At 72.1% G+C, this 25,943-nt stretch carries 18 protein-coding genes; 7 read left to right on the top strand and 11 right to left on the bottom strand.

Features of this window, described 5'->3' with window-relative positions; all coding sequences use genetic code 11:
* Positions 1-279: 279 nt before the first annotated feature.
* The 3 genes from ACGF5U_RS06700 to ACGF5U_RS06690 form a co-directional block, all read right to left on the bottom strand.
* Positions 280-1,617, bottom strand: a complete 1,338-nt coding sequence (locus ACGF5U_RS06700; protein ID WP_392710872.1) for an ABC transporter substrate-binding protein — start codon at positions 1,615-1,617, stop codon at positions 280-282.
* A gap of 118 nt (positions 1,618-1,735) precedes the next feature.
* Entirely contained in the window at positions 1,736-3,574 is a 1,839-nt protein-coding gene (locus ACGF5U_RS06695; protein ID WP_392710871.1) for a beta-galactosidase family protein, read from the bottom strand.
* A 53-nt stretch (positions 3,575-3,627) separates the two neighbouring features.
* Positions 3,628-4,848, bottom strand: coding sequence for a substrate-binding domain-containing protein (locus ACGF5U_RS06690; protein WP_392710869.1), 1,221 nt, complete (start codon positions 4,846-4,848; stop codon positions 3,628-3,630).
* Between the two features lie 204 nt (positions 4,849-5,052).
* Between ACGF5U_RS06690 and ACGF5U_RS06685 the strand changes: the two genes are divergently transcribed.
* The 4 genes from ACGF5U_RS06685 (at position 5,053) to ACGF5U_RS06670 (ending at position 12,003) form a co-directional block, all read left to right on the top strand.
* On the top strand, positions 5,053-7,536 hold the full coding sequence (locus ACGF5U_RS06685; RefSeq protein WP_392710868.1) for a polysaccharide lyase 8 family protein: 2,484 nt from the start codon (positions 5,053-5,055) through the stop codon (positions 7,534-7,536).
* An 86-nt stretch (positions 7,537-7,622) separates the two neighbouring features.
* The gene (locus ACGF5U_RS06680) at positions 7,623-10,037 is read left to right on the top strand and encodes a polysaccharide lyase 8 family protein (protein WP_392710867.1); all 2,415 of its coding nucleotides are present in this window, start codon (positions 7,623-7,625) and stop codon (positions 10,035-10,037) included.
* Positions 10,038-10,200: 163 nt separating this feature from the next.
* On the top strand, positions 10,201-11,784 hold the full coding sequence (locus ACGF5U_RS06675; RefSeq protein ID WP_392710866.1) for an acyl-CoA carboxylase subunit beta: 1,584 nt from the start codon (positions 10,201-10,203) through the stop codon (positions 11,782-11,784).
* A gap of 12 nt (positions 11,785-11,796) precedes the next feature.
* A complete protein-coding gene (locus tag ACGF5U_RS06670) occupies positions 11,797-12,003 on the top strand; it encodes an acyl-CoA carboxylase subunit epsilon (RefSeq protein WP_392710865.1) in 207 nt (68 codons plus the stop codon).
* A gap of 172 nt (positions 12,004-12,175) precedes the next feature.
* Here the strand turns inward: ACGF5U_RS06670 and ACGF5U_RS06665 are convergent, their stop codons facing one another.
* The 8 genes from ACGF5U_RS06665 to ACGF5U_RS06630 form a co-directional block, all read right to left on the bottom strand.
* On the bottom strand, positions 12,176-12,757 hold the full coding sequence (locus tag ACGF5U_RS06665) for an ATP/GTP-binding protein (RefSeq protein ID WP_069978110.1): 582 nt from the start codon (positions 12,755-12,757) through the stop codon (positions 12,176-12,178).
* Positions 12,738-13,316, bottom strand: a complete 579-nt coding sequence (locus tag ACGF5U_RS06660) for a DUF742 domain-containing protein (protein WP_392710864.1) — start codon at positions 13,314-13,316, stop codon at positions 12,738-12,740. Before ACGF5U_RS06660 ends, ACGF5U_RS06665 begins: the two co-directional genes overlap by 20 nt.
* Positions 13,317-13,412: 96 nt before the next feature.
* On the bottom strand, positions 13,413-13,826 hold the full coding sequence (locus tag ACGF5U_RS06655; protein WP_006127847.1) for a roadblock/LC7 domain-containing protein: 414 nt from the start codon (positions 13,824-13,826) through the stop codon (positions 13,413-13,415).
* A gap of 10 nt (positions 13,827-13,836) precedes the next feature.
* A complete protein-coding gene (locus tag ACGF5U_RS06650; protein ID WP_392710863.1) occupies positions 13,837-17,199 on the bottom strand; it encodes a nitrate- and nitrite sensing domain-containing protein in 3,363 nt (1,120 codons plus the stop codon).
* A 336-nt stretch (positions 17,200-17,535) separates the two neighbouring features.
* A complete protein-coding gene (locus ACGF5U_RS06645) occupies positions 17,536-18,117 on the bottom strand; it encodes an ATP/GTP-binding protein (protein WP_392710862.1) in 582 nt (193 codons plus the stop codon).
* Complete coding sequence (locus ACGF5U_RS06640; protein WP_392710861.1) at positions 18,098-18,508, bottom strand: DUF742 domain-containing protein; 411 nt, start codon at positions 18,506-18,508, stop codon at positions 18,098-18,100. The genes ACGF5U_RS06645 and ACGF5U_RS06640 overlap by 20 nt, the downstream gene beginning before the upstream one ends.
* A gap of 121 nt (positions 18,509-18,629) precedes the next feature.
* Positions 18,630-19,043: a roadblock/LC7 domain-containing protein gene (locus ACGF5U_RS06635; RefSeq protein WP_392711280.1), complete on the bottom strand. Its 414-nt coding sequence runs from the start codon at positions 19,041-19,043 to the stop codon at positions 18,630-18,632.
* 9 nt (positions 19,044-19,052) lie between these two features.
* The gene (locus ACGF5U_RS06630; protein WP_392710860.1) at positions 19,053-22,790 is read right to left on the bottom strand and encodes a nitrate- and nitrite sensing domain-containing protein; all 3,738 of its coding nucleotides are present in this window, start codon (positions 22,788-22,790) and stop codon (positions 19,053-19,055) included.
* 574 nt (positions 22,791-23,364) lie between these two features.
* Between ACGF5U_RS06630 and ACGF5U_RS06625 the strand changes: the two genes are divergently transcribed.
* From ACGF5U_RS06625 to gltX, 3 genes are all read left to right on the top strand, one after another.
* Positions 23,365-23,547 carry a hypothetical protein gene (locus ACGF5U_RS06625; protein WP_392710859.1) on the top strand — a complete coding sequence of 61 codons (183 nt, stop codon included), beginning with the start codon at positions 23,365-23,367 and terminating at the stop codon, positions 23,545-23,547.
* Positions 23,548-23,672: 125 nt separating this feature from the next.
* Entirely contained in the window at positions 23,673-24,449 is a 777-nt protein-coding gene (locus ACGF5U_RS06620) for a fumarylacetoacetate hydrolase family protein (RefSeq protein WP_392710858.1), read from the top strand.
* Positions 24,442-25,926: a glutamate--tRNA ligase gene (gene gltX, locus ACGF5U_RS06615; protein ID WP_392710857.1), complete on the top strand. Its 1,485-nt coding sequence runs from the start codon at positions 24,442-24,444 to the stop codon at positions 25,924-25,926. The genes ACGF5U_RS06620 and gltX overlap by 8 nt, the downstream gene beginning before the upstream one ends.
* Positions 25,927-25,943 lie beyond the last annotated feature (17 nt).

The following is a 25,943-nucleotide window of genomic DNA, read 5'->3' as shown; positions in this document are numbered from 1 at the left end:
CGGTCCGCCGCCGGGGCTGCTGCTCGGTCTGGGGGCGCTCCCCGGGCGGTGTGAGTGGGGGTGGTTCGGGCGCGCGGGACGGCGCGTCCTGTGGGGCGGCGGGCGCCTCGGGGGAGGCGGGTGCCTCGGGGGAGGCGGGGGCCGGGGGGTGTTCCGGAGGTGTGCTCCCGGCGGGGCGGGCCGGGGGGTGCCGGGTGGTCATCGGCGAGGCTCCTTCGGTGGCTCCGGGCCGCCGGGGCTGGGCGCTCCGGCGGGCTCCGGGAGGGGCGGCGGCGGGTGTCACTTCGCGAGCTTCAGCCCCCGGTCGGTGATGGCCTTCTCCGCCGCCGCCTGGCCCGCCTCGAACGCGGCCCAGAACTCACCGGACTTCTGCGCCTTGCCGAACTCGGCCTGCATCGTCATGGTCGTGGAGTTGTGCACCGGGCTCCAGCTCCACCCGTCGGCGATGTTGGGCACCTGCGCCGATGCGACCGCGTAGATGTCCTGGCCGCCGAAGAACGACGCGTCGAACGTCGACTTCGCGGTGGCGCGGAGCTTCTCGGCGGCCGGCAGGGCACTGGACGTCCCGGCCGCCAGCCTGGCCCGCACGGCGGCGGGGTCGGTGGTGGCCCAGGTGATGAACTCCGCGGCCGCCTTCGCCTTAGGACTGTCCTTGGTGATGGCGAAGGCGGAGCCGCCGACCGCGCCGGTCGCCGGTGTGCCCCAGTGGGGGAGCGGCGCCTCTGCCCATGTGCCGCGCTGCTTGGGGTAGGTCGTCTTGATGGAGCCCGCGCTCCAGGACGCGCCGATGAGGGCGATGGCCCTGGAGTCGGTGACGGCCTTGGTGGCCTCCGGGCTCCAGCCCTTGTGGTTGAGGACGAGGTCGTTCCTGACCAGGTCCTTCCAGTAGTCGGCGACCTTCCTGGTGGCGGGGTCGGTGATGTTGACGCGCCAGGCGTCGCCGCTGGTGCCGTACCAGCGGGCGCCGGCCTGCTGGGCGAGGCCCGCCCAGGTGGCGGTGTCGTCGCCCCAGAAGCCGAGGAGCCGCGCCTCGCCCTTGGAGGCGGACTTCACCTTCTCGGCCGCGGTGCGGAACTCGGCCCAGGTCGTCGGCGCGGTGATGCCGTACTTCTCGAACAGGTCGGTGCGGTAGTACAGGGTCTGCGGGCCGACATCGTAGGGGGCGGCCCAGGTCTTCCCGCCGAGGTCGACCAGCGCCTGTACGGATTCGGGCGCGTATCCCCGGACCGTGGCGCCGAGTTCGGCGGACGCGTCGCGCAGCAGGCCCTGGGTGACGAGGTCGGGGATGGCCTGGTACTCGACGTTCACGACGTCCGGGGCGTTGCCCGCCTTCACCGCCTTGGCGACCTTGTCGTAGCCGCCGTTGAGGCCGGCGGGTATCTCCGCGAACGTGACCCTGATGTTCGGGTGGGTCTCGTTGAACGCGGCGGCCATGTCCTTGGTGCCGGGCATCCAGGACCAGTACGTGATCTCGACGGGCTTGTCGGCGGTGCCGGTTCCGGCGTCGCCGCCCGTACGGTCGCCGTCTCCCGTACCGCCGCCGCAGGCGGTGGCCAGGACGGCGAGGGCGGCGACGAGGACGGTGGCGGACAGACGGCGGGGCGGGTGCGTCAGCATGCGCTGCTCCTACACGGAGGGCCTACGGAAGGCATGAGCGGCGGGGGTGACGCACATCTTTCGACCAGAAGCGATCAGAGTCAATAGCAAAAGAACAAACGATCTGGATTTTGTTCGTTCATGAGCGATCGTTCGATCCCAGGTCCGGGGTTTCCCGCAGCTCCACGGCCGCGCTCCCGGCCGGGTCCGCGACCCCGTCCAGCTCCAGGACGACGATCTCGTTGCGGCCGGGGCGCAGCAGCGGCCACGGCAGGTACAGGGTCCGCTGCGGCCCCCGCTCCTCCCAGTAACGGCCCAGGCAGAACCCGTTGACCCACACATAGCCCTTGCGCATCCCCGGCAGGGCCAGGAACGTGTCACCCGGCTCGGCCACCTCCAGGACGCCCCGGTGGAACACCGGCCCGACCCCGCCCGAGGCCCTGCCGCCCGGCCCGGCCCCGCCCGGGGCCCCGTCGCCCGGCGCCCCGCCCCACGGCACGCGCTCCGGCGTACCGTGCCCCAGCTCCACCGCCCGTGCCGTCCAGCCGTGCAGCAGCTGCTGGGTGTGCAGGACCCGGCGGACGCCCTTGCGGTCCCCGAGCCCCGCCCCGTAGTTGACCCGGCCCATGGACTCGACCAGCAGTTCCAGCCGCGCCCCGCCCGCCGGGGCGGCGACCCCGTCCAGCACGTCGGCCGCGTCCCGCTCCAGCACCCCGGCGGGCCGACCGTCCACGAAGACATGGGCCCGGTCGGCGAGCCCCCGCACCGCGAGCGGGTACGGGCCGCGCGGGCCCGGGATCCTGCTCTCGTACAGCACCAGCCCGTGCCCGATGCCCAGCTCTTCGAACGACGGCGGTTCGGGCGCGGTGACGGGCGGCGCCGCCAGCGCGTCCAGGGCGTCGAACAGCGCGACCGCGTCGGGCAGTTCCACCCGGCATGGCGGCAGCAGCGGCGCGGGCGGCTCCGGCTCGGGCAGCGGCCCGTCCGCGTACGCCCGCAGCACGTCGCGGAAGGCCCGGAACTTCTCCGTGACCGCGCCCCGCTCGTCGAGGGGCGCCCCGTAGTCGTACGACGTCACGGTGGGCCGGTAGCCCTCGCCGGTGGCGTGGTCGGCGGTGTTGGCCCCGGCCCAGGTGGCGAAGTTCGTGCCGCCGTGCGCCATGTAGATGTTGACGGACGCCCCGGACGCCAGCGTCTCCGCGAGCGCGCCGGCCGCGTCCGCCGGGTCGCGCACGACATGGTCCGCGCCCCAGTGGTCGAACCAGCCGCACCAGAACTCCATGCACATGGGCGGGTCGTGCGGCCGTATCCGCCTCAGCCCCGCGAACGCGTCGGCCGGCCGGCCGCCGAAGTTCACGGTCGCGAGGGTGCCCGGGAGGGTGCCGCCGGTCAGGAAGAAGTCGTCGGGGCCGTCGGAGGTGAACAGCGGCACGTCGACGCCGCGGTCGCGCAGCCCGGCCGCCAGGTGCTCCAGGTAGCCGGTGTCGGTGCCGTAGGAGCCGTACTCGTTCTCCACCTGCGCCATCAGCACGGGGCCGCCCCGGGTCACCTGGTGCGCCGCGACGAGCGGGATCAGCCGGTCGAACCAGCGGTCCACATGGGCGAGGTACGCCGGGTCCTGGCAGCGCAGCGCCCGTACCTCCCGGTCGGCGAGCAGCCACCAGGGCAGGCCGCCGTTCTCCCACTCGGCGCAGATGTACGGCGAGGGCCGCACGATCGCGTACAGTCCGGCGTCCCGCACCGCGCGCAGGAAGCCGTCCAGGTCGGCGATGCCGGTGAAGTCGTACTGCCCGGGGCGCGGCTCGTGGAGGTTCCACGGGACGTACGTCTCCACGGTGTTGAGGCCCATGGCCCGCAGACCGCGCAGCCGCTGGGGCCACTGCTCGGGCAGTACGCGGAAGTAGTGCAGGGCGCCCGACAGCAGACGCAGGGGACGCCCGTCGAGGGAGAACCCCCCGGCGGAGAGGGAGAACGGCATGAGGGGCTCCGGAGTGCGTGGACGTACGGGAAGGCCGCCCGCCCGGCGGGGGGTCAGGCGCCGGCCGTGCCGGACGCGCCGGGCGTACCGGACGTGCCGGACGCGCCGGACGCGGATGGCCCGGACGTGCCGGGCGTACCGGACCGGCCGGACGTGCCGGAGGACGCGCGGACGTGCAGTTCCGGCAGGATCGCCAGCCGGTGACGGGCCCTGCGCGGGTCGGCGATCCTGCGGTCCAGGAGCTCGACGGCCGCGGCGCCGACCGCGTGCTTGGGCGGGGCGATCGCGGTGAGCGGGATGTCCGCGAGGGACGCCACCTCGTCGTCGTACGCCACGAGCGCGATGTCGCCCGGCACGTCGACGCCGCGCGCCCGCAGCCGCTGGAGCAGCACGATCGCGTCGTGGTCGTTGTGGATGAGCGCGGCGTCCAGCCGCCCGTCGGCCACGGCGTCCGCGAACGCGCCGAGCAGCCGCTCTCGTTCGGCGGCGTCACCCGCGGGCGGCGGCAGCCGGAACGGCCCGGCGCCCGGGGCGTCGAGCCCGGCGGCGGCGAGCCCGGCGCGGTAGCCGTCCAGGACGAGGGCGCCGTGCGGGCTGTCGTCGCGCAGCATGAGCCCGATGTGCCGGTGCCCCGCGTCCGCGAGGTGGCGCACGCCGAGCCCGGCGCCGTACACGTGGTCCGTGACGACGCGCTCCGCGCCGGAGGCGTCGGCGCCCGGCCTGCGCTCCACCAGCACGTACGGGACGGCCAGTTCGGCGAGCCACGGCAGGGCGGCGTCCGGGTCGCACGGGGTGATCAGCAGCCCGTCGATCCCGTCGGCGAGCATCTGGCGGGCCTGGGCCCGCTCCTCGTCGGGACTGTACTGGGAGATGCCCAGGACGAGCCGGACGCCGCGCTCGCCGGCCGCCTCCCGGGCGCCCTTGATCACTTCGGGGTAGTAGTAGTCGGCGGCCGGGACGATCAGCCCGAAGACCGGCTCCCGCCCGGCGGGGCCGCGAACCCCGGGCGTGCCCGCGGACTCGGTGCCCGCGCGGCCGGCGGGGACTCCGGCGCCCGACGGCACCACGGCGGTACCCGTCGTCTCCGCCCCGGTCCGGGGCGCCACGGCCCCGCCGTGCACCCGCACCACGAGCCCCCGCTCGGCCAGGCTCTCGACGTCCCGGCGGACGGTGACCGGCGAGACCTGGAGCTCCTCGGCGAACTCGGTCACCCGCAGCGATCCCCGCTCCCGCAGCCGGCGCAGGATCGCCTGGTGCCTCTCTTCGGCGTGCATGTGGTCGTGAACCCCTTCTCCCTCGGCTGAGCTGGAGTCTAACCCCCGACTGATCGTCCGTGAACGTTTTTGCTCGAACAATCATTTTCTCGGGAGAACGCGCGGCGCATTGACTCTTTCTGTGTCTCCGTGAGAGAAACCGCTCACCCACGCGTGGTCTGGGATTCAACGACACGCCCCCGTTCCTCCGGAGGTTCCTCCGTCATGTCCTCCGCACTCCCGCCCCTCTCCCGCCGTGCGCTGATGCGCTCCGCCGCACTCGCCGCCACCGCCGCCACCGCCCTCCAGCTCGGCATACCCCGGGCGACCGCCGCGACCGGCTCCGCCGCGACCGCCTCCTCCGCGACTGCCACCGCCTCCTCCGCCACCGGCGCCGACGCCTACGACGCCCTGCGCGCCCGGTGGCGCGACCTGATCCTCGGCACCGGCTTCAGCCCCGCCACCGAGCCGTACGCCGGCAAGCTCGCCGCCCTCGGCTCCACCGCCGCCGCCCTGCGCGCCTCCATGGCCCCGGCCGACGGCTCCCTGTGGCCCGAACTTCCCTACGCCGACCCGGAACCCGACACCGACGCCGAGTCGTACACGTACAGCGGCAACCTCGGCACCAGCTACCACCGGCTGCGCACCCTCGCCGAGGCGTGGGCGCAGCCCGGCACCGGCCTCACCGGCGACCCCGGCCTCCTCGCCGACCTGCTCGCCGGGGTCGACCACCTCCACGCCCAGGCGTACAACGCCTCCCGGGCCCGCTACGGCAACTGGTACAACTGGCAGATCGGCATCCCGCAGGCCCTGCTGGACATCTGCGTCCTCGTCCACGACCACCTCGGCGCCACCCGGATCGCCGGCACCTGCGCCGCCGTCGACCACTTCGTCCCCGACAGCGCGGTCGCCACGTACAGCGGCACGTCCACCGGCGCCAACCGTGTCGACCTGTGCCGGGTCCTCGCCCTGCGCGGGGTCGTCGGGAGGACCCCGGCCAAGCTCGCCCTCGCCCGTGACGCGCTCTCACCCGTCTTCCCGTACGTGACCAAGGGCGACGGCCTGTACGCCGACGGCAGCTTCATCCAGCACACCTACGTGCCCTACGCCGGGTCCTACGGCGCCGTGATGCTCGGCGGGCTCTCACTCCTCTTCGCCCTGCTCAAGGGCTCCGCGTGGGAGGTCACCGACAGCGGCAGGCAGATCGTGTTCGACTCCGTCGAGAAGGCCTACGCGCCCTTCCTGTTCAACGGCCTCGCCATGGACGGCGTCTCCGGCCGGGCCGTCAGCCGGGGCGTGCAGAACTCCGACACCCGGCGGCTGCGCCAGGACGACCATCTGCGCGGGCACGCCGTCATCGCCTGTGTGGCACTGCTCGGGCAGAGCGCCTCCGCCGCCGAGAAGGCGCGCTGGGACTCCATGGTCAAGGGCTGGATCGCCCGGGACTACTTCAGCCCGGTCCTCACCAGCCCCGTCCTCGGCGTCTCGCAGCTCGCCCGGCTCAAGGCGGTGGCGGACGGCCCCGGCACACCTGCCGCCGAACCCGTCGGCCACCGGCTCTTCCCCGGCATGGACCGGGCCGTGCACCGCCGCCCCGGCTGGGCCGCCGCCGTGTCCATGGCCTCGAACCGCGTCACGTACTACGAGAACGGCAACGGCGAGAACCTCCGCGCCTGGCACACCGGCTCGGGAATGCTCTACTGGTGGGGCTCCGACTTCGCCAACGGCCAGTACAGCGACGACTTCTGGCCCACCGTCGACCCCTACCGCCTCCCCGGCACCACCGCGTCGCGCAAGCCGCTCGCCGACGGCGAGGGCGGCCCCTGGGGCGCCGCCCGCCCCGACGCGCGCTGGGTCGGCGGCGCCACCGACGGCACGTACGCGGCCGTCGGCCAGTACCTCAGGGGCCTGTCGTCCACCCTGCTCGCCAAGAAGTCCTGGTTCTTCCTCGACGACGCGATCGTCTGCCTCGGCGCCGGCATCCACGGCCGGGACGGCACCGGCGTCGAATCGGTCGTGGACAACCGCAACCTGGGCCAGAACGGCGCCCACGGCTTCACCGTCGACGGTTCCGCGCAGTCCACCGCGCCCGGCTGGAGCGCGACGCTCACCGGGGCCCGCTGGGCGCACCTGGCGGGCTTCGCCGGGTACGTCTTCCCGGGCGGCGCCACCGTGAACGCGCTGCGCGAGGCCCGTACCGGCGCGTGGTCGGACATCAACAAGGGCGCGTCGACCACCCCGGTCACCCGGCGCTACCTCACCCTCTGGTTCGACCACGGCACGGACCCGACCTGGGCCACGTACGCGTACGTCCTGATGCCGGGCGCGACCGCCGCGCGGACCGCCGCCCGGGCCGCCGACACCGGCTGGCTCGACGTCCTCGCCAACACCAGCGAGCACCAGGGCGTGCGCGTGCCGTCGCTCGGCCTCACCGGGGTCAACTTCTGGTTCGGCGGGACGGTCGGCGCCGTGACGGCGGGCGCGCCCGCGTCCGTACTGATCAGGGAGACCGGGACCACCGCCACCGTCTGCGTCTCGGGCCCGCTCCGCGACGGCGCCGCCATCGACCTCACCTGGGACCGGCCGGTGCCGGAGGTGATCGCCCGCGACCCGGCGGTCGATGTGCTGTCGACGGGCTCCGCGCTGCGGCTGCGGATCACGCCGGGAACGCTGGGCACCGTCCACAGGGCGGTGGTGCGACTCGGCTGATCCTCGTCTGTCGCCCCGCCCGCCGCGTCCCCCACGCTCCTCTCAGGTCGTCCCCGCGCCCCGCGCCGTCCCCCAGGAGGTCCCCCGTGCCGCCGACGGAGCCCGACTGGTCCCGCCGCACCTTCCTCACCGCCACGTCCACCGCGGCCCTGGGATTCGGTGCGGCATCGCCCCCCACCGCGGCCGCCGCCCCGCCCCCCACCGCGGCCGCCGCCCCGCCCGCCGGCCCGTCCGCCGCCCCGCCCGCCGGCGGGGCAGCCGACCCGTACGAGACCATGCGCCGGCGCTGGCTCGACCTGCTGCTCGGCACCGGCTACGACCCGGCCGCCGAACCGTACGCCTCCCGCCTCGCCGAGACCGGGGACCTCGCCACCCGGTTCGAGGCGACCATGACGCCCACCGACACCTCCCTCTGGCTCGGCCACCCCTTCGACCCGCCCTCCGGCATCACCCGGAGCTACCACCGCCTGTGGACCATGACGCAGGCATACGTCCAGCCGGGCACCGGCCGCACCGGCGACCCCGGGCTCCTCGACGCCGTCCGCACCGGCCTCGACCACCTCTCCGCCCGCGTCTACAACCCCTCCACCACCCGCTACGGCAACTGGTGGGAGTGGCAGATCGGCAGCCCGCGCCTGCTGACGGACATCGTCGCCGCGCTGTACGGGCGACTGACACCCGAGCGGATCGAGGCCGCGTGCGCCGCCGTCGACCACTTCGTCCCCGACACGGTGCTCGGCGACTACAGCGGCACATCCACCGGCGCCAACCGCGTCGACCTGTGCCGCTCCGTCGCCCTGCGCGGCGTACTCGGCCGCAGGCCCGACAAGCTGGCCCTCGCCCGCGACGCGCTGTCGCCGGTGTTCCCGTACGTCACCAGCGGCGACGGCCTGTACGCCGACGGCAGCTTCGTCCAGCACACCTGGGTCGCCTACACCGGTACGTACGGGCAGGTCCTCCTCGACGGGCTCGCCCGGCTGTTCGCCCTCCTCGCCGGAACCGCGTGGGAGGTCACCGACCCGGCCCGGCGGATCGTCCTGGACAGCGTCGAGCGCGCGTACGTCCCCCTCCTGCGCAACGGCCTGATGATGGACAGCGTCAGCGGCCGCGCCATCAGCCGGGGCGTCCTCCGCAACGACCCGCGCGGCACCCTGCGCGGCGACCACTACCACGGACAGGGCGTCATCGCCGCGATCGCCCTGCTGGCCACCGTGGCGAGCCCCGCCGAACGCGACCGGTGGCACGCGCGCGTGAAGGGCTGGATCGAACGCGACACCGTCAGCCCGGTGCTCACCGCACCGCGGTTCGACGTCGCCGACCTGGCCCGGCTCCACGCGGTCGCCGCCGCACCCGTGCGGGCCGCGCCCGAACCGGTCGGCCACACCCTGTTCGCCGCCATGGACCGGGCCGTGCACCGCCGCCCCCGCTGGGCGGCCAACATCGCCATGGCCTCCGACCGCATCGCCTCCTACGAGTGCGGCAACGGCGAGAACCCGCGCGGCTGGCACACCGGCGCCGGAATGCTCTCCTGGTGGGGCCCGGGGGAGGGCACGGCGGGCGACGCCCAGTACACCGACTGGTTCTGGCCGACCGTCGACTGGTACCGGCTGCCCGGGACGACCGTGTCCACCAAACGGCTCGCCGACCGGGAGGGCGGCGAATGGGGCGCGCACCGACCCGACGTGCGCTGGGTCGGCGGGGTGACCGACGGCGAGTACGCCGCGATCGGCCAGCACATCCGGGGGCTCGGCTCCACCCTGGAGGCCCGCACGTCCTGGTTCTGCGCGGACGACGCCGTCATCTGCCTCGGCGCGGGCATCCGTTGCTCCGACGGCGTACCCGTCGAGACCGTCGTGGACAACCGGAACCTCGGCGAGGCCGGCACGGCCGCGTTCACCACCGGACACCGCTGGGCGCACCTGGAGGGCCACGGCGGCTGGGTCCTGCCCGGCGGAACGGCCGCGCTGCGCACCCTGGGCGAGGACCGCACCGGGGCGTGGCGCGACATCAACACCACGTCCAGCGCCGAGCGGCGCACCCGCCGCTACCGGACGCTCTGGCTCGACCACGGCACCGACCCGGACGGCGCCTCCTACGTGTACCTGCTGATGCCGGGCGCGAGCCGCCGCACCGTCACCGCGCGCGCGGACGACCCCGACTGGGCGCGGGTCCTGGAGAACACCGCCGCCCGCCAGGCCGTCACCGTGCCGTCGCTCGGCCTGACCGCCGTGAACTTCTGGCAGCCGGGCACGGTGGGGCCGCTCACCGCCACCGCGCCGGCCAGTGTCCTGCTGCGGCGGCGCGGCCTCGAGGTCGGCCTCCACATCAGCGAGCCGCCCCGCACCGGGCGGCCGCTGGAGATCGCCTGGAACCGTCCCACGCACCGGGTCACGGCCCACGACCCGACCGTCGAGGTGCTCGCCACCGGGCGTACGCTGCGGCTGCGGATCACCCCGGGTACTGCATGCGCGGGTCATCGGTGTGTCGTGGCCCTGACCTGAACACCCACCCCCTGTTGTGAAGACCCCACAAGGCGGAAAGGTGTTGAGCTGGTAGTTCGGCTGCACCACCCAATGGTTCTGTTGAAGCCTCACAGCAGATGGGTCCGGAGACTGTACAGAGTCGACGGCGGGAATACCTTGGTCGGCTCCGTAGGGTCGATGCATGACCGTTGTGGACGAAACCCAGGGCGAGCCGACGGACGCCCGTGGGCGTGTGGCCGAACTCCACGCCCTGCGCGAGCAGGCCCTGCGCGGCCCGAGTGACCGGGCGACCGAGGCGCAGCACGCCAAGGGCAAGCTGACCGCTCGTGAGCGCATCGAGCTGCTGCTCGACCCGGGCTCGTTCAAGGAGGTCGAGCAGCTGCGCCGGCACCGCGCGAGCGGGTTCGGACTGGAGGCGAAGAAGCCCTACACGGACGGTGTCATCACCGGCTGGGGCACGGTCGAGGGCCGTACGGTCTTCGTCTACGCCCATGACTTCCGCATCTTCGGCGGCGCGCTGGGCGAGGCCCACGCCACCAAGATCCACAAAATCATGGACATGGCCATCGCGGCCGGTGCCCCGCTGGTCTCCCTGAACGACGGCGCCGGCGCCCGTATCCAGGAGGGCGTCTCCGCGCTCGCCGGGTACGGCGGCATCTTCCAGCGCAACACCCGCGCCTCGGGCGTCATCCCGCAGATCTCCGTGATGCTCGGCCCCTGCGCGGGCGGCGCGGCCTACAGCCCCGCCCTGACGGACTTCGTGTTCATGGTCCGCGAGACCTCGCAGATGTTCATCACCGGCCCCGACGTCGTCAAGGCCGTCACCGGCGAGGAGATCACCCAGAACGGACTCGGCGGCGCCGACGTCCACGCCGAGACCTCCGGCGTCGCGCACTTCGCGTACGACGACGAGGAGACCTGCATCGCCGAGGTCCGCTACCTGCTGTCGATGCTCCCCTCGAACAACCGCGAGAACCCGCCGGTCGTCCACTCCGAGGACCCCGCGGACCGCAGCGGCGACGTCCTGCTCGACCTCGTGCCCGCCGACGGCAACCGCCCGTACGACATGCACAAGGTCATCGAGGAGATCGTCGACGACGGCGACTACCTGGAGGTCCACGAGCGCTGGGCCCGCAACATCATCTGCGCCCTCGCCCGCCTCGACGGCCAGGTCGTCGGCATCGTCGCCAACCAGCCGCAGACCCTGGCCGGTGTCCTGGACATCGAGGCGTCCGAGAAGGCCGCCCGCTTCGTCCAGATGTGCGACGCCTTCAACATCCCGATCCTCACGCTGCTGGACGTCCCCGGCTTCCTGCCCGGTGTCGACCAGGAGCACGGCGGCATCATCCGCCACGGCGCCAAGCTGCTGTACGCGTACTGCAACGCCACCGTGCCCCGGATCTCGCTGATCCTGCGCAAGGCCTACGGCGGCGCGTACATCGTCATGGACTCCCAGTCCATCGGCGCCGACCTCACCTACGCCTGGCCCACCAACGAGATCGCCGTCATGGGAGCCGAGGGCGCCGCCAACGTGATCTTCCGCAGGCAGATCGCGGACGCCGAGGACCCCGACGCCATGCGCGCCCGCATGGTCAAGGAGTACAAGGCCGAGCTGATGCACCCCTACTACGCCGCGGAGCGCGGACTGGTCGACGACGTCATCGACCCGGCGGAGACCCGTGAGGTCCTCATCCGCTCGCTCGCCATGCTCCGCACCAAGCACGCCGACCTGCCGTCCCGCAAGCACGGCAACCCGCCTCAGTAAGAGGAGCGCCCTGTGTCCACACCCACCGCCGAATCCCTCCTCCGCGTCGAGAAGGGCCACGCCGCGCCCGAGGAGCTGGCCGCGATCACCGCGATCCTGCTGGCCCGCGCCAACGCCCGGCCCGCCGCCCCGGCCGCACACCGCACCCGCTCCACCGCCGGCTGGCGCCGCCTGGAGCGTCAGTCCGGCTTCCGCGCGGCCCACTCCTGGCAGGGCTGACACCGCCCCGCCCGTACGCGAACCGCGGCACGACGCCGAAGGCCCCGTCTCGTCCGAGACGGGGCCTTCGCGCTTCCCCCGCACGTCCGGCGGCGGCGACGGCACGGCGGACGCCTCGGGCCCGCACACCCTGTGGTGTGCGGGCCCGAGGCGGGAACGTGCGCGGCGGGACCTACCGGAGGCGGGCCATGAGCGCGTGCTCGACCAGGGTGATGAGCGCGCTCTTGGCGTCCGCGCGGTGGCGGGCGTCGGTGGTGATGATCGGGGTGTCCGGGCCGATCTGCAGGGCCTCGCGCACCTCGTCCGGCGTGTACGGCTGGTGGCCGTCGAAGCCGTTGAGGGCGATGACGAACGGCAGCCCGCTGTTCTCGAAGTAGTCGACGGCGGGGAAGCAGTCGGCGAGCCGCCTCGTGTCGACCAGCACGACCGCACCGATGGCGCCGCGGACCAGGTCGTCCCACATGAACCAGAACCGGTCCTGTCCGGGCGTACCGAACAGATAGAGGATCAGGTCCTGGTCCAGGGTGATCCGGCCGAAGTCCATGGCGACGGTCGTCGTCGTCTTGTCACCGGTGTGGGTGAGGTCGTCGATGCCCGCGGACGCAGACGTCATGACGGCCTCGGTACGCAGCGGGTTGATCTCCGAGACGGCGCCGACGAACGTGGTCTTGCCCACGCCGAAGCCGCCCGCCACCACGATCTTCGCGCTGGTGGTTGAGCGGGCTGCACCGCCGCTAGAGCTTGCGAAGTCCACTGAGCACCCTTTCGAGCAGTGTCACGTCTGGCTGGCCGCCGGCGGCCTCGTCGCCGCCGGGCTGGTGGATGGCGACGAGTCCGGCCTCCGCCAGGTCGGCGACGAGGATCCGGGCAACGCCGAGGGGGATGGAGAGAAGCGCCGAGATCTCGGCCACCGACTTGATCTCGATGCAGAGTCGGCAGATCCGCTGGTGCTCGGGCAACTGCCCGTGCAGCCGCGACGGATCGGCCGTGGTCGACACCAGCGCCTCGATGGCGAGCTGGTACCGGGGCCGGGTCCGGCCGCCCGTCATGGCGTACGGCCGGACCAGCGGATTGTGGTTCCCCGACGCCGACTTGGGCGCCGGAGCGCGCCGCCGCCCCTGGGCCGGCTGGGAGTGCGGCGCCTGCGGCTGCTCGTACGGCCTGTCGTACGGCGGCTGCGGCGGCTGCTGGTAGGGCGGCTGAGGACCTTGTCTGCTCGGCGAAGAGGGGAAGTTGAAGCGGTTCTGGGCGTTGTCACCCTGCGACTGATGAGCACCGTCATAAGGCTGGTGTCCGCCTGGGGGTGTAGCCACGTTTCCTCCTCCGACTGCAGGTCGCCGGTCCATGTCCCTGTGGAGCCGCGCCACCGCACCCTATGGTGCGGTGGCGAGAAACGCACGGTCTGTCTGTTAGTTGAGAAGACTTCCCTGGAGTTCCGCGCGCAGATCCGGGGTCAGGACACTGCCCGCGCGGTCGACGAGGAGGGCCATCTCGTAACCGACGAGACCGATGTCGGCGTCGGGGTGGGCGAGGACGGCCAGCGACGAGCCGTCCGAGATGGACATGATGAAGAGGAAGCCGCGCTCCATCTCCACCACGGTCTGGTTGACCGCGCCGCCCTCGAAGATCCGGGACGCCCCCGCGGTCAGCGACGTCAGTCCGGAGGCGACGGCCGCAAGCTGGTCGGCACGGTCACGGGGGAAACCCTCGGACATCGCCAGCAGGAGTCCGTCGGCGGAGACCACCACCGTGTGCGACACACCAGGGGTGTTGTCCACGAAGTTGGTGATCAACCAGTTCAGATTCTGCGCCGCCTGGCTCATCGGGCTCACACTAACGCTCCTGGTTGTAGGTACTACCCGGGCCGAGGCCCGATCCGTTCGTGTCCGTTCCCGCGTTGCGCCCCTGCTGGACACCGCGCCGCAGGTTGCTCAACCTGCCGCGCACGTCCTCCGGGGCGCGGGAGACCTGTGGGCCGCCCTGCGGAGTCTGTGCTGCCGTGCCCTCGACCAGGTTGGCCTTGGGGACCCGCCGCGGCAGCCCCGAAGAGGTGACACCGCCGGCCTTCGGCTCCTTGAGCTTCCTGGCCTGCTGCCAGCGCTCGTCGTTCGTCGAACGCCAGTCGTCGGTGTCGCCCGCCTCGCCGGCGTCAGTCGGCGAAGCCTCCTGGGCCTGCGGCTGGACCGGCTGCCCGGCCTGCGACGGGGTCTGCTCCTGTCGCGGGGCCTGCGGCCGGCCGCCACGGCGCGGAAGGCCGGCGTCGGTCAGCTGGTGGTCCGTGCCGGCGTCGGCACCCGGACGGTCGAAGCCTACGCTGTCGCGGTCGTTCGCGTCAGCGCCCCGGGCGGATTCCGATTCGGCTCCGAAGCCATTGGCGTAGCCGCCGGAGTAACCACCCTGGCCGGCCCACTCGCCCTGGTGGGGCTGCGGGTCGAACGGGGTGGAGTAGTGGGACTCCTGTGATTCCTGGGACGGAAACGCGGATTCCGCATATGCCTGCTCAGCGTACTCGCCGGTGGACTGGTCGCCGCCCGCGTACTCGTCGCCGGTGCCGTACCCGTCGTAGCCGGAGCCCTGGCCGTAGCCCGGCGACTGCTGGTCGTAGCCGGACCCCTGCTGGTCGTAACCGGACTGCTCGTAACCCGGCTGCTCGTAGCCGCCCTGGTCGTAGCCGGAGCCCTGGTCGTAACCGCCCTGCCCGTAGGCCGCGTGCTGGTCCTGCTGCCCGTAGCCCTGCGCGTCGTACGCGTCCTGCTCCGGCGCCTGCCCGTAGCCCTGCTGCTCGGCCTCGTCGCGGAACAGCGGCCGGTCCTGGCCGTCAGGAGCGCCCTGGCCGTCCTGGGACGGCTGACCGCCCTGCACCTGGGCGCCGAGCTGCGCACGGCGCTCCTCGCGCATCAGCGAGCGGTTCACGGGGTCCAGCGTGGTGCCCTGGCCCTGCTGCTCGTACCGCGAGTCGTCGAAGCCGAGCTCGGCGGCGGTCCGCATCGGGGCGGTCTCGTACGCCGGCTGCGCGGGCGCGATCTGCTGCTCCGGAATGATCTGCGAGACGGTGAAGTCGTCGTGCGGGGCCGACTCGCCACCACCACCGTGGGTGATCGCGTCCGGCAGCATGATCAGCGACGTCGTACCCGCCTGCTCGCCGGAGGGGCGCAGCTGGACCCGGATGCCGTGCCGGTCGGCGAGGCGGCCGACCACGAACAGGCCCATGCGCTGCGAGACGGCGGCGTCCACCGTCGGCGGGTTGGCCAGCTTGTGGTTGATGTCGGCGAAGTCCTCGGCGGTCAGGCCGATGCCCTTGTCATGGATCTCGATCATGACGCGGCCGTCGGGCAGCCGGGTCGCCGTCACCCGCACCTTGGTCTGCGGCGAGGAGAACGTGGTGGCGTTCTCCAGCAGCTCCGCGAGCAGGTGGACGAGGTCGGTCACGGCCTGGCCGTGGATCTCCGCCTCCGGGACGCCGGACAGCTCGATGCGCTCGTACTGCTCCACCTCGGAGGAGGCGGCGCGCATGACGTCGACCAGCGGGACCGGCTGGTCCCAGCGGCGGCCCGGCTCCTCGCCGGCCAGAACCAGCAGGTTCTCGCCGTTGCGGCGCATACGGGTCGCCAGGTGGTCGAGCTTGAAGAGGTTCTCCAGCTGATCCGGGTCGGCCTCGTTGTTCTCCAGGTCGGTGATCAGGGTCAGCTGGCCCTCGATCAGCGACTGGTTGCGCCGGGACAGGTTGGTGAAGATCGCGTTGACGTTGCCCCGCAGCATGGCCTGCTCGGCGGCGAGCCGGACCGCCTCGCGGTGCACCTGGTCGAAGGCGCGGGCGACCTCGCCGATCTCGTCCTGCGAGTCGATCGGGATCGGCTGCACCCGGGTGTCGACCCGGCCGGGCTCGGTACGGGAGAGCTGGTCGACCAGCATCGGCAGCCGCTGCTCGGCGATGCCGAACGCGGCCGTGCGCAGCTCGCGCATCGAGCGGCTCATCTGGCGCGCCATGAGACCGGCCAGGATGAAGGCGGTCAGCAGCGCGATCACGACGATGCCGCCGTTGACGAAGGCGTCGGTCTTGGCCTCGTCGGCGACCCGCGAGGCCTCGTTCACGGCCTTGTCGACGAGTCCCTGCTCGATCTCCGTGTAGCCCTCGAACTTGGCCGTCGCCGCGCCCATCCAGGTCTCGGGCGTGATGTCCTGGCTCTTGAGGCCCTTGACCTCGTCGGCGTCCTTGCTCTTGCCGATCGCCCCGGCCATGCCGGTGAAGACGGAGCCGTCCTGGCCCTTGGGCGGGTTGAGGCCCGCCTGCTGGAGCCGCTTGGCGCCCTCGGTGGCCTTGCCGGTCATGATCTGGCGGAGCTTGTCCTCGTCCTCCTGCGTACCGCCGGAGACGTACTCGAGGAGGGCGATCTGCTCCAGGTAGTTGTACGAGTTGAAGGCGACCGACTGCTGGGCGAAGACCGCGTCGTCCTTGCTGGGCCGGACGAGCAGGTGCATACCGATCGAGCGCTGCAGCGACTCGGCGGCCTTGGCGAGCTGGATGGCGTAGAGGGTCCGGCCGAAGCTGGTGACGTTGCCGGTGCCGAGGCCGAGCTCGTTGGAGAACTCCATCAGGGAGTGCTGGACCTTGACGTAGCCCTCTTCGGTCATGACCGGGTCGAGGGCCTTGGTGTACGCGGCCTCGCGCAGCTTGGTCAGGCTCGGCTCCTCCGCGCGGAAGAGCTTCAGACGACGCTCCAGGCCCTGCCCGGACGGCATGTCCAGGACGGCGGCGTCGAACTTCTCCTTGGCGGCGTCCGTCTTCGCGTACGCCTCCGTCACGACGGAGGCCTCACGGTCGCCGGCGTTGCGGGCGCTCAGCAGCGGCTGGGCCGTGAGGTCGCGCTCGTCGAGCAGTGCCTGGCCGTACTCGGACGCGGCGCGCACGACGATGGCCGTCTTCTCGGCCTCCTGTGCCTCCTGCCAGGTGTCGATCGACCCCTTGACCTGGAATCCGCCCATCACGAGGCCGACCAGCACGGGTATGAGGAGGATGGCGTTCAGCCGGGTGGGCACACGCCAGTTGCGCGGGGACAGCTTGCTGGAGCTGCCGGTCCCGGCCGAGCCGGCCGGGGGTGTCACGGGCGCGTCCGCAGGCGGCGCCGCTGTGCGCGGCGGCGGGGTGAAATTGCCCCGCGCCTGCTCCTCCGCGGCGCTCTTCTTGCTTCGCCTCACTCGACCAACAACCTCTCGGCGTCGGCACCTACGTTGTGCCGTTCTCTGTTCAGGGCCGTACTACTCGGGAGTTCGTGCATTGCAGCATGTGAAGCGGCCACGTTCCAAACAGCGAATTCGGGCCATGACCTGCGGCGGAGCCCTCAGATAAAACGGGCATAAAGAGCGAGGGGTGTCAAAACGCGGGCCTCATGTGAGCACAGTGGCACCAGACGGATGCGTCTCGTGTCCGTCGTCCCGCAATTCTCTGTCGAAACGTTATGAACGTCGGGGCGGACCGTGTCTAAGGACACAGTCCGCCCCTGAATGCCTACGACAACTGCCGTATAACCACGTCTACTTGAGGCGGGCCATCAGCGCGTGCTCGACCAGCGTGATCAGCGCGCTCTTCGCATCCGCACGGTGTCGGGCGTCGGTCGTGATGATCGGGGTGTCCGGGCCGATCTGCAGCGCCTCGCGCACCTCGTCCGGCGTGTACGGCTGGTGCCCCTCGAAGCCGTTGAGGGCGATGACGAACGGCAGCCCGCTGTTCTCGAAGTAGTCCACGGCCGGGAAGCAGTCGGCGAGCCGGCGGGTGTCGACGAGGACGATCGCCCCGATGGCCCCGCGGACCAGGTCGTCCCACATGAACCAGAACCGGTCCTGTCCGGGCGTACCGAACAGGTACAGGATCAGGTCCTGGTCCAGGGTGATCCGGCCGAAGTCCATCGCGACGGTCGTCGTCGTCTTCCCGCCGGTGTGCGTCAGATCGTCGATCCCGGCGGAGGCGGACGTCATGACCGCCTCCGTACGCAGCGGGTTGATCTCCGAGACGGCGCCGACGAACGTGGTCTTGCCCACGCCGAAGCCGCCGGCCACCACGATCTTCGCGCTGGTGGTCGACCTGGCAGCACCGCCGCTAGAGCTTGCGAAGTCCACTGAGCACCCTTTCGAGCAGTGTCACGTCCGGCGTACCGCCGGCCTCTCCATTGCCTGGCTGGTGGATCGCCACCATGCCCGCCTCCGCCAGGTCGGCGACGAGGATACGGGCCACACCGAGCGGCATCGACAGCAGAGCCGACACCTCGGCCACGGACTTGACCTCACGGCAGAGGTGGCAGATCCGCTGGTGCTCGGGGAGCAGCCCGGCGAGCAACGCCGGATCGGCCGTGGTCGACACCAGCGCCTCTATGGCGAGCTGGTACCGCGGCCGGGTCCGCCCGCCGGTCATGGCGTAGGGGCGGACCAGCGGCTGGTCGCCTTCGTCCCCGTATGCCGCGTCGCCGAGCGACGCGCCGTACGGATCGTGAGAGGCGGGGGGCGGGGTCATGAATCCTCCGGGCGTGACAGCACGTGGTCTGCATGCCGTCTGACTGGGCCGGTGGGGGGCCGGTTGGGGCGGCCGAACGGTTGACAGTTCGCGAGGGGTACGGAGGGGGGAACGTACCGTCTCAGTGGAGCAGGCTGCCCTGGAGCTCGGCGCGGAGGTCCGGGGTGAGGACGCTGCCGGCCCGGTCGACCAGCAGCGCCATCTCGTAGCCGACAAGGCCGATGTCGCACTCGGGGTGCGCGAGCACGGCCATCGAGGAGCCGTCCGAGATGGACATGATGAAGAGGAAGCCGCGCTCCATCTCCACCACGGTCTGGGTGACCGGCCCTCCTTCGAAGATCCGGGACGCCCCGGCGGTCAGGGACGTCAGTCCGGAAGCGACCGCCGCCAACTGGTCGGCACGGTCACGGGGGAATCCCTCGGACATGGCGAGCAGGAGTCCGTCGGCGGAGACCACCACCGTGTGCGACACCCCAGGGGTGTTGTCCACGAAATTGGTGATCAACCAGTTCAGGTTCTGTGCCGCCTGGCTCATCGGTCTCAACTAACGCTCCTGCTGGTGAGAAGGGCCGATATCGAAGCTGCCAGTGGTCGAGTTCCCCGCCTGGCGGCCCTGCTGGATGCCCCGACGGAGGTTGGTCAGCCGGCCGCGCACGTCATCGGGCGCACGCGAGACCTGCGGACCGGACTGGTGGTTCTGCTCCTGCGCGGTACCGGGCACCAGATTGGCACGCGGTACGCGCTTGGGCAGACCCGACGTGGTGATGCCACCCGCGGCGGGCTTGCGCACCCGCTCCGCCTGCCGCACCAGCTCGTCGTTGGGGGACGTCCGCCACGAGCCCGTCGCGGACGCCGCGTCGGAACCCTGACCGGGCCGCGCGGGCAGCGACGGAGCGGACCGCTCCTGCTGCGGCTGCTGCGGTACGACCGGGGTCGGCACCGTCTGGTCGTGCCGGGGGAACCGGTCGGCGGGCTGGGCGGGACGCTGGTCGCCCTGCCCGTTCCGGCCGGCCGGAGCGCCCTGGCCCGGCAGGTCGGCCCGGCCGGGCGCCTGCGGCGCGGCCTCACCCGGCCGGCCGCCCTGGCCGTGGTGGAACCAGTTCGTCTCCAGCGTGTCGTACAGCGGCGTCCGGCCGTCGCCCGCACCGGCGGGCGGCAGCTCTCCGGCGCGCGGCTGCGACGGCAGGCTTCCGGCGGGCCTGCGCGGCCCCGGGGCCGGGGGCCGGCCCTGGTTCCGGTCCTGCTGGACGGGCTGCGGGGCCGGCGGCTGCGGCGGCGTGGGCTGCGGGGCGCCGAAGTCCGGGCGCGGGAACGCGGCGGTGGACGCCGGGTCCCCCTGCCCGCCGTTCCTGTCCGGGCGCGGGCCGCCGAAGTCGGGGCGCGCGAACTCCGCGGTGGAGCCGACACCCTGCTGCTCGGCCGACGGGCGGGCGTAACGGCCGGTGGAGTCGGGCTCCTCATGGCCGCGCGGCGCGTCCAGCGAACCCCGGGCACCGGGCGCCTGCTCGGCCGCCCAGCCGGTGGTCTGCGGGCGCTGCGGGGCGCCGTCGCCGGGGAGTTCGGCGCGCGAACCGCCGGTGGGCGGAAGCTGCTGTCCGTGCTGGCCCTGCTGGCCGTTCTGACCGGCGGGGCCGCCCTGCCACACGTCGGACCGCGTCGGGATGCCGCCCTGCGGGGCACCGGGGCCGCCCTGGCCGCCACGGCCCGCGGGCGCGCCGTACGCGCCGCCGGCACCCTGGGGCTGGCCGCCCTGGCGCTGCGGGTCCTGCGGCGGCCGGCCGCCCTGCGGCTGACCGTGCTGGCCCTGCTGCTGGCCCGGCTGGCCGTGCTGCTGACCCGGGTGACCCTGCTGGCCGTGCCGCGCCTGGGGGCCCTGCGGCCCGCCCGGCCGGCCGTTCGCGTCGTCCCGGCCCGGCAGCGCCGCCCGAGCACCCGTGCCCGCACCGACCTGGTTGCGGGCCGCCGCGGCGCCCGCACCGAGCCGCCCGGCGGCCGGGCCGCCGGAACCGCCCGGAAGACCGGGACGTCCACCGGCCGCACCGGCACCGCCGGCGAGGCGGCCGCCGGCCTGCGAGCCCTGCGGCGCGCCGCCCTGGCCGCCGGGGCCCTGCTTGCCGGGAACCGGCTTCTTGCCGCCCTGCGCGACATCCACGGGCAGCATGACGAGCGCGGTCGTGCCGCCCGAGTCCGAGGGGCGCAGCTGGATACGGATGCCGTGTCGCAGGGACAGGCGGCCGACCACGAACAGACCCATGCGGCGGGAGACGGAGACGTCCACGGTGGGCGGCGACGCGAGCCGCTCGTTGATCGCGGCGAGGTCCTCGGGGGAGAGGCCGATGCCGGTGTCGTGGATCTCGACGAGCACCCGCCCGTCGGGCAGCGCGTGACCGGTGACGCGCACCTTGGTCTGCGGCGAGGAGAACGACGTGGCGTTCTCCAGCAGCTCGGCGAGCAGGTGCACGAGGTCGTTGACGACCCGGCCGGCGACCTCGGTCGGCGGCACGGAGGCGAGTTCGATGCGCTCGTACTGCTCCACCTCGGACGCGGCGGCGCGCAGCACGTCGACCAGGGGGACCGGGCGGGTCCACCGGCGGCCGGGCTCCTCACCGGCGAGGACGAGGAGGTTCTCACCGTTACGGCGCATACGGGTGGCGAGGTGATCGAGCTTGAACAGCGACGACAGCTGGTCCGGGTCGGCCTCGCGGGACTCCAGCTCGGAGATGAGCGACAGCTGACGCTGGATGAGGCCCTGCGAGCGGCGCGACAGGTTGGTGAACATCGCGTTGACGTTGCCCCGCAGAAGGGCCTGCTCGGCGGCGAGGCGGACCGCCTCGCGGTGCACGTCGTCGAAGGCCGCGGCCACCTTGCCGATCTCGTCGCGGGAGTGCACACCGACCGACTCGACGGAGGTGTCGACGTCCTGCGGGTCCGACTCCGAGAGCTGCTTGACCAGCTCGGGCAGCCGTTCCTGGGCGACCTTGGTCGCGGTGTCCTGCAGTCGCCGCAGCGACCGGATCATGGACCGGGCCACCACGAAGGCGCCGATGAGGGACACGCCGAGGACGACCAGGATCAGCGCACCGTTGATGATGGCGTCGCGCTGCGACTCCTGGCGCAGCTCACGGGCCTTGCTCTCCATCTCGCCCAGCAGCGTGGCCTCGATGGTGTTCATGGCCTGGATCTTGGTGTCGGCCTCGTCGGTCCAGTCGAGGAAGGACCGGGCGGGCTGCTGCTCCATGCCGGTCTCACGGCCCAGGACGCGGTCCGAGTACGACTGGGCGGACTGGATCGACGGGTTGCTGCCGCCGAGCGGGGCCATGAGCTCCGCCGGGTCGCCGCCCGCCGTCTCGTAGATCGCCGCGAACGACTTCAGCGCCGCGCGCTCGTTCGTCTGCGCGGCGGAGCCGTAGAGCCGGTCGTTCGGGTTGAGCTTGCCCTTCTTGTCGCCGGACTTCGGCAGGGCGGCGGCGATGATCGCGCGCTGGATGGAGGCGTACTCCTTGGCGGCCGAGAACGCGGCAAGCGCACGCGTGCGCTTGATCATCTCGGGGTTGCTGGTCGCCTGCGCCATGTCCTGCGAGAGGCTCAGCAGGGACTCGATCAGACGGCTGTACGCCTCGACGGTCTGCGAGTTCTGGACGCCGTCCTTGTACGCGTCGGACCGGATCGAACCGATGGTCACGACCTGCGTGGCGATCTGCTGGACGTTGGAGCGGATGCTCTGCAGCGCCTCGTCGCCCTGCACGTCACCGATCTGCTCGGTGGCCTTCAGGAACGCGATCTGCGCCGAGTTGGTCTTGTCCCGGGGACCCTTGACCTTGAAGTCGTTGACCGGGAAGTCGTTGGCCAGCGGACCTGCCGACAGGTCGCGCTCCTCCTGGAGCGCCTGGGCGAGGGTGGTCGCCTCCTTGGTCAGCCTGGTGAGCAGCTGCATGTGGTCCAGCTGCTCCATGTCGTTCATGGACTCGTTGATACGGAGTCCACCGAGCGACGTGGCGGCGACCACGGGCAGGGCCAGCAGGGAGACCAGGCGGGTGCTGATGCGCCAGTTGCGCAGGGCTATTCGTGAGCCGGTGTCCGTCGGGTCCTTGGACTTCTTCGGCGCGGCGGCCGGCTCGGGCTTGCCCGGAGCGGCACCCGCGCGTGCGGCGCGGTCACCGCCGTCGCCGGCCGCTGCCGTGCCCTGGCTCTGGGTGTGCTGGGGCGAGGAGCCGCGGTCGGTCCCGCCGCGCGGCTCCTGTTCCGCCGCAGCGCTGCCATCCCTCTTGAAACGTCCCTGCACTAGCGTCGCAACCTCTGGACCAGGCGTCCCTCCACGAGATGAAGGGACGGTGTCGGCGTCGTGGAGCGCGATTGCGCTCCATGGGTGGTCGTGAGTGACCGGCGCTGTTCCCCCCTTCCCACCGCCGCTACGGCGCTGCGTTGCGCCCTTGCGCGCCGGTCTCGAACCCGCGGCGGTGCGTGGAATTCCAGCACAGTGCCGGATCTCCAACAAGGGCCGCGGTGGGGCCCGCCGATGCCATCACGGTTCGTGAGGGCGGTGTCACGGCATGTAGAAGGTGATCAGGGAGGAATCGGGCGTTCCCTCACGAGTCGCTTACGGGGGTGGGGTGTCCCAGTCGAGATGATCAGCAGCGGAATGGCGTGTTCCAAGCCGCAATGTCCGTTTCTGCCCAACCGTACGGTCGTCTGAAATGCCGGAATTGCCTGCCTGTTCGTGAGGAAACTCACATACAGAACGACGCCTCTTCGCGGTAATGGCGGGGAATCCCATGTTTAGCCTGACGCTTTACAGGGATGGGCAATCCGTCAACCGGCGCACCCCCGCGCCCCGACCCCGAGGTCTGAACCCACCGATGAAGACGACGATGACGATCCGCAGCATCGCGAACCCCCGCCGCATCACCCTCGCCCACCTGGACGACGCCGCCGAACTGGAGCGGGGCGCGCGACCGGACCACTCGGAGGATCTGCCCACCGCCACGGCCAACCCGCGCCGCACCACTCTCATGGACGCCCCGGTCACCGCCGCGCACTGAGCCGCGGCACCGCGACACCCGGCCGCGACGGTCCGCCGGACCGCAATGCGGCAGGTCGGGCGGCCCGCCCGCGTTAGCCTGGAGCGTCAGACTCCAGCCAGCGTAAGTAGGGGGCGCGGCATCCCGTGCGCATCGCCAGATTCTCCATCGACGGCAATGTCGCCTTCGGCGCGGTCGAGGGCGAGGGCCCAGACGGCCTCGTCCTCGACATCATCAAGGGTATTCCGTACGCCGACTTCGAGCTCAGCGGCACCAAGGTCCCGCTGAGCAAGGTCCGGCTGCTGCCGCCCGTGCTGCCCAACAAGGTGGTGGCCATCGGCCGCAACTACGCGGAGCACGCCGCGGAGCTGGGCAACGCGGTCCCGGACGTACCCGTCGCCTTCTTCAAGCCCACCACCTCCGTGATCGGCTCCGGCGACGCCATCGAATACCCCTCGTTCTCGAACGAGCTGCACCACGAGGCGGAGCTCGCCGTCGTCATCGGCCGCATGTGCCGCGAGGTCCCGCGCGAACGCGTCAAGGACGTGATCTTCGGCTACACCTGCGCCAACGACGTCACCGCCCGCGACGCGCAGGCACGCGAGAAGCAGTGGGCCCGCGCCAAGGGCTTCGACACGTCCTGCCCGCTCGGCCCCTGGGTGGAGACCGACCTCGACCCCGCCGACCTCACGATCCAGTGCACGGTCAACGGCGAACAGCGCCAGCTGGGTCGTACGAGCGACATGATCCGCTTCATCGAGGACCTGGTCGTCCACATCACCGAGGCCATGACGCTGCTCCCCGGCGACGTCATCCTCACCGGCACCCCCGCCGGGGTCGGCCCCCTCACCGTCGGCGACGAGGTCGCCGTCACCATCGAAGGCATCGGCACTCTCACCAACAAGGTGATCAAGCGTGGTTAACACCCCCGACCCCACCGTCCGCGTACGGTTCTGCCCGTCCCCGACGGGCAACCCGCACGTGGGCCTGGTCCGCACCGCCCTGTTCAACTGGGCCTTCGCCCGGCACCACGGCGGCACCATGGTCTTCCGCATCGAGGACACCGACGCGGCCCGCGACTCCGAGGAGTCCTACCGGCAGCTCCTCGACTCGCTGCGCTGGCTCGGCCTCGACTGGGACGAGGGCCCCGAGGTCGGCGGCCCCCACGCGCCGTACCGCCAGTCGCAGCGCATGGACGTCTACCAGGACGTCGCCGCCAAGCTCCTCAAGGGCGGGTACGCGTACCACTGCTACTGCACCCCTGAAGAGCTGGACCTGCGCCGCGAGGCCGCCCGCGCCGCAGGAAAGCCGTCCGGCTACGACGGCCACTGCCGCGACCTGAGCGCCGAGCAGATCTCCGCGTACGAGGCCGAGGGCCGCGCCGCCATCGTCCGCTTCCGCATGCCCGACCAGCCGATCACCTTCCGCGACCTGGTCCGCGGCGAGCTGACCTTCACCCCGGACAACGTCCCCGACTACGGCATCGTCCGCGCCAACGGCGCGTCGCTGTACACGCTGGTCAACCCGGTGGACGACGCGCTCATGGAGATCACCCACGTCCTGCGCGGCGAGGACCTCCTGAGCTCCACCCCCCGCCAGATCGCCCTGTACAAGGCGCTGATCGAGCTGGGCGTCGCGAAGTCGGTCCCCGAGTTCGGCCACCTGCCGTACGTGATGGGCGAGGGCAACAAGAAGCTCTCCAAGCGCGACCCGCAGGCGTCCCTCAACCTCTACCGGGAGCGCGGCTTCCTCCCCGAGGGCCTGCTGAACTACCTGTCGCTCCTCGGCTGGTCGTTCTCGGCGGACCAGGACGTCTTCACGATCCCCGAGATGATCGAGAAGTTCGAGATCGCGGACGTCAACGCGAACCCGGCCCGCTTCGACCTGAAGAAGGCCGAGTCGATCAACGGCGACCACATCCGCATGCTGGACGAGAAGGCGTTCGTCGCGGCGTGCGAGCCCTGGCTCCAGGCCCCGCACGCGCCCTGGGCGCCGGAGGACTTCGACCGCGCGGCCTGGGAGCGGATCGCCCCGCACGCCCAGACCCGCCTGACGGTCCTCTCCGACATCACGGCCAACGTCGACTTCCTCTTCCTGCCGGCCCCGGTCGAGGACGAGGCGTCCTGGCAGAAGGCGATGAAGGGCGACCCGGTCGCCCTGCTCACCACGGCCCGCGCCAAGCTGGAGACGGCGGACTGGACGAGCCCCGAGGCCCTCAAGAACGCCGTGCTCGCCGCCGGCGAGGAGCACGGTCTGAAGCTGGGCAAGGCCCAGGCCCCCGTCCGCGTGGCCGTCACCGGCCGCACGGTCGGCCTGCCGCTCTTCGAGTCCCTTGAGATCCTCGGCAAGGACCGCACGCTGGCCCGCGTCGACGCGGCCCTGGCCAAGCTGACCGCGTAACCCCGCACACCCCCCGA

Origin of the sequence: Streptomyces sp. NPDC047886 (assembly GCF_043204435.1) — a bacterium.
Lineage (GTDB): Bacteria > Actinomycetota > Actinomycetes > Streptomycetales > Streptomycetaceae > Streptomyces.
Note: the sequence above shows the minus strand (reverse complement) of the source record. Positions and strands in the feature narration are given on the sequence as shown.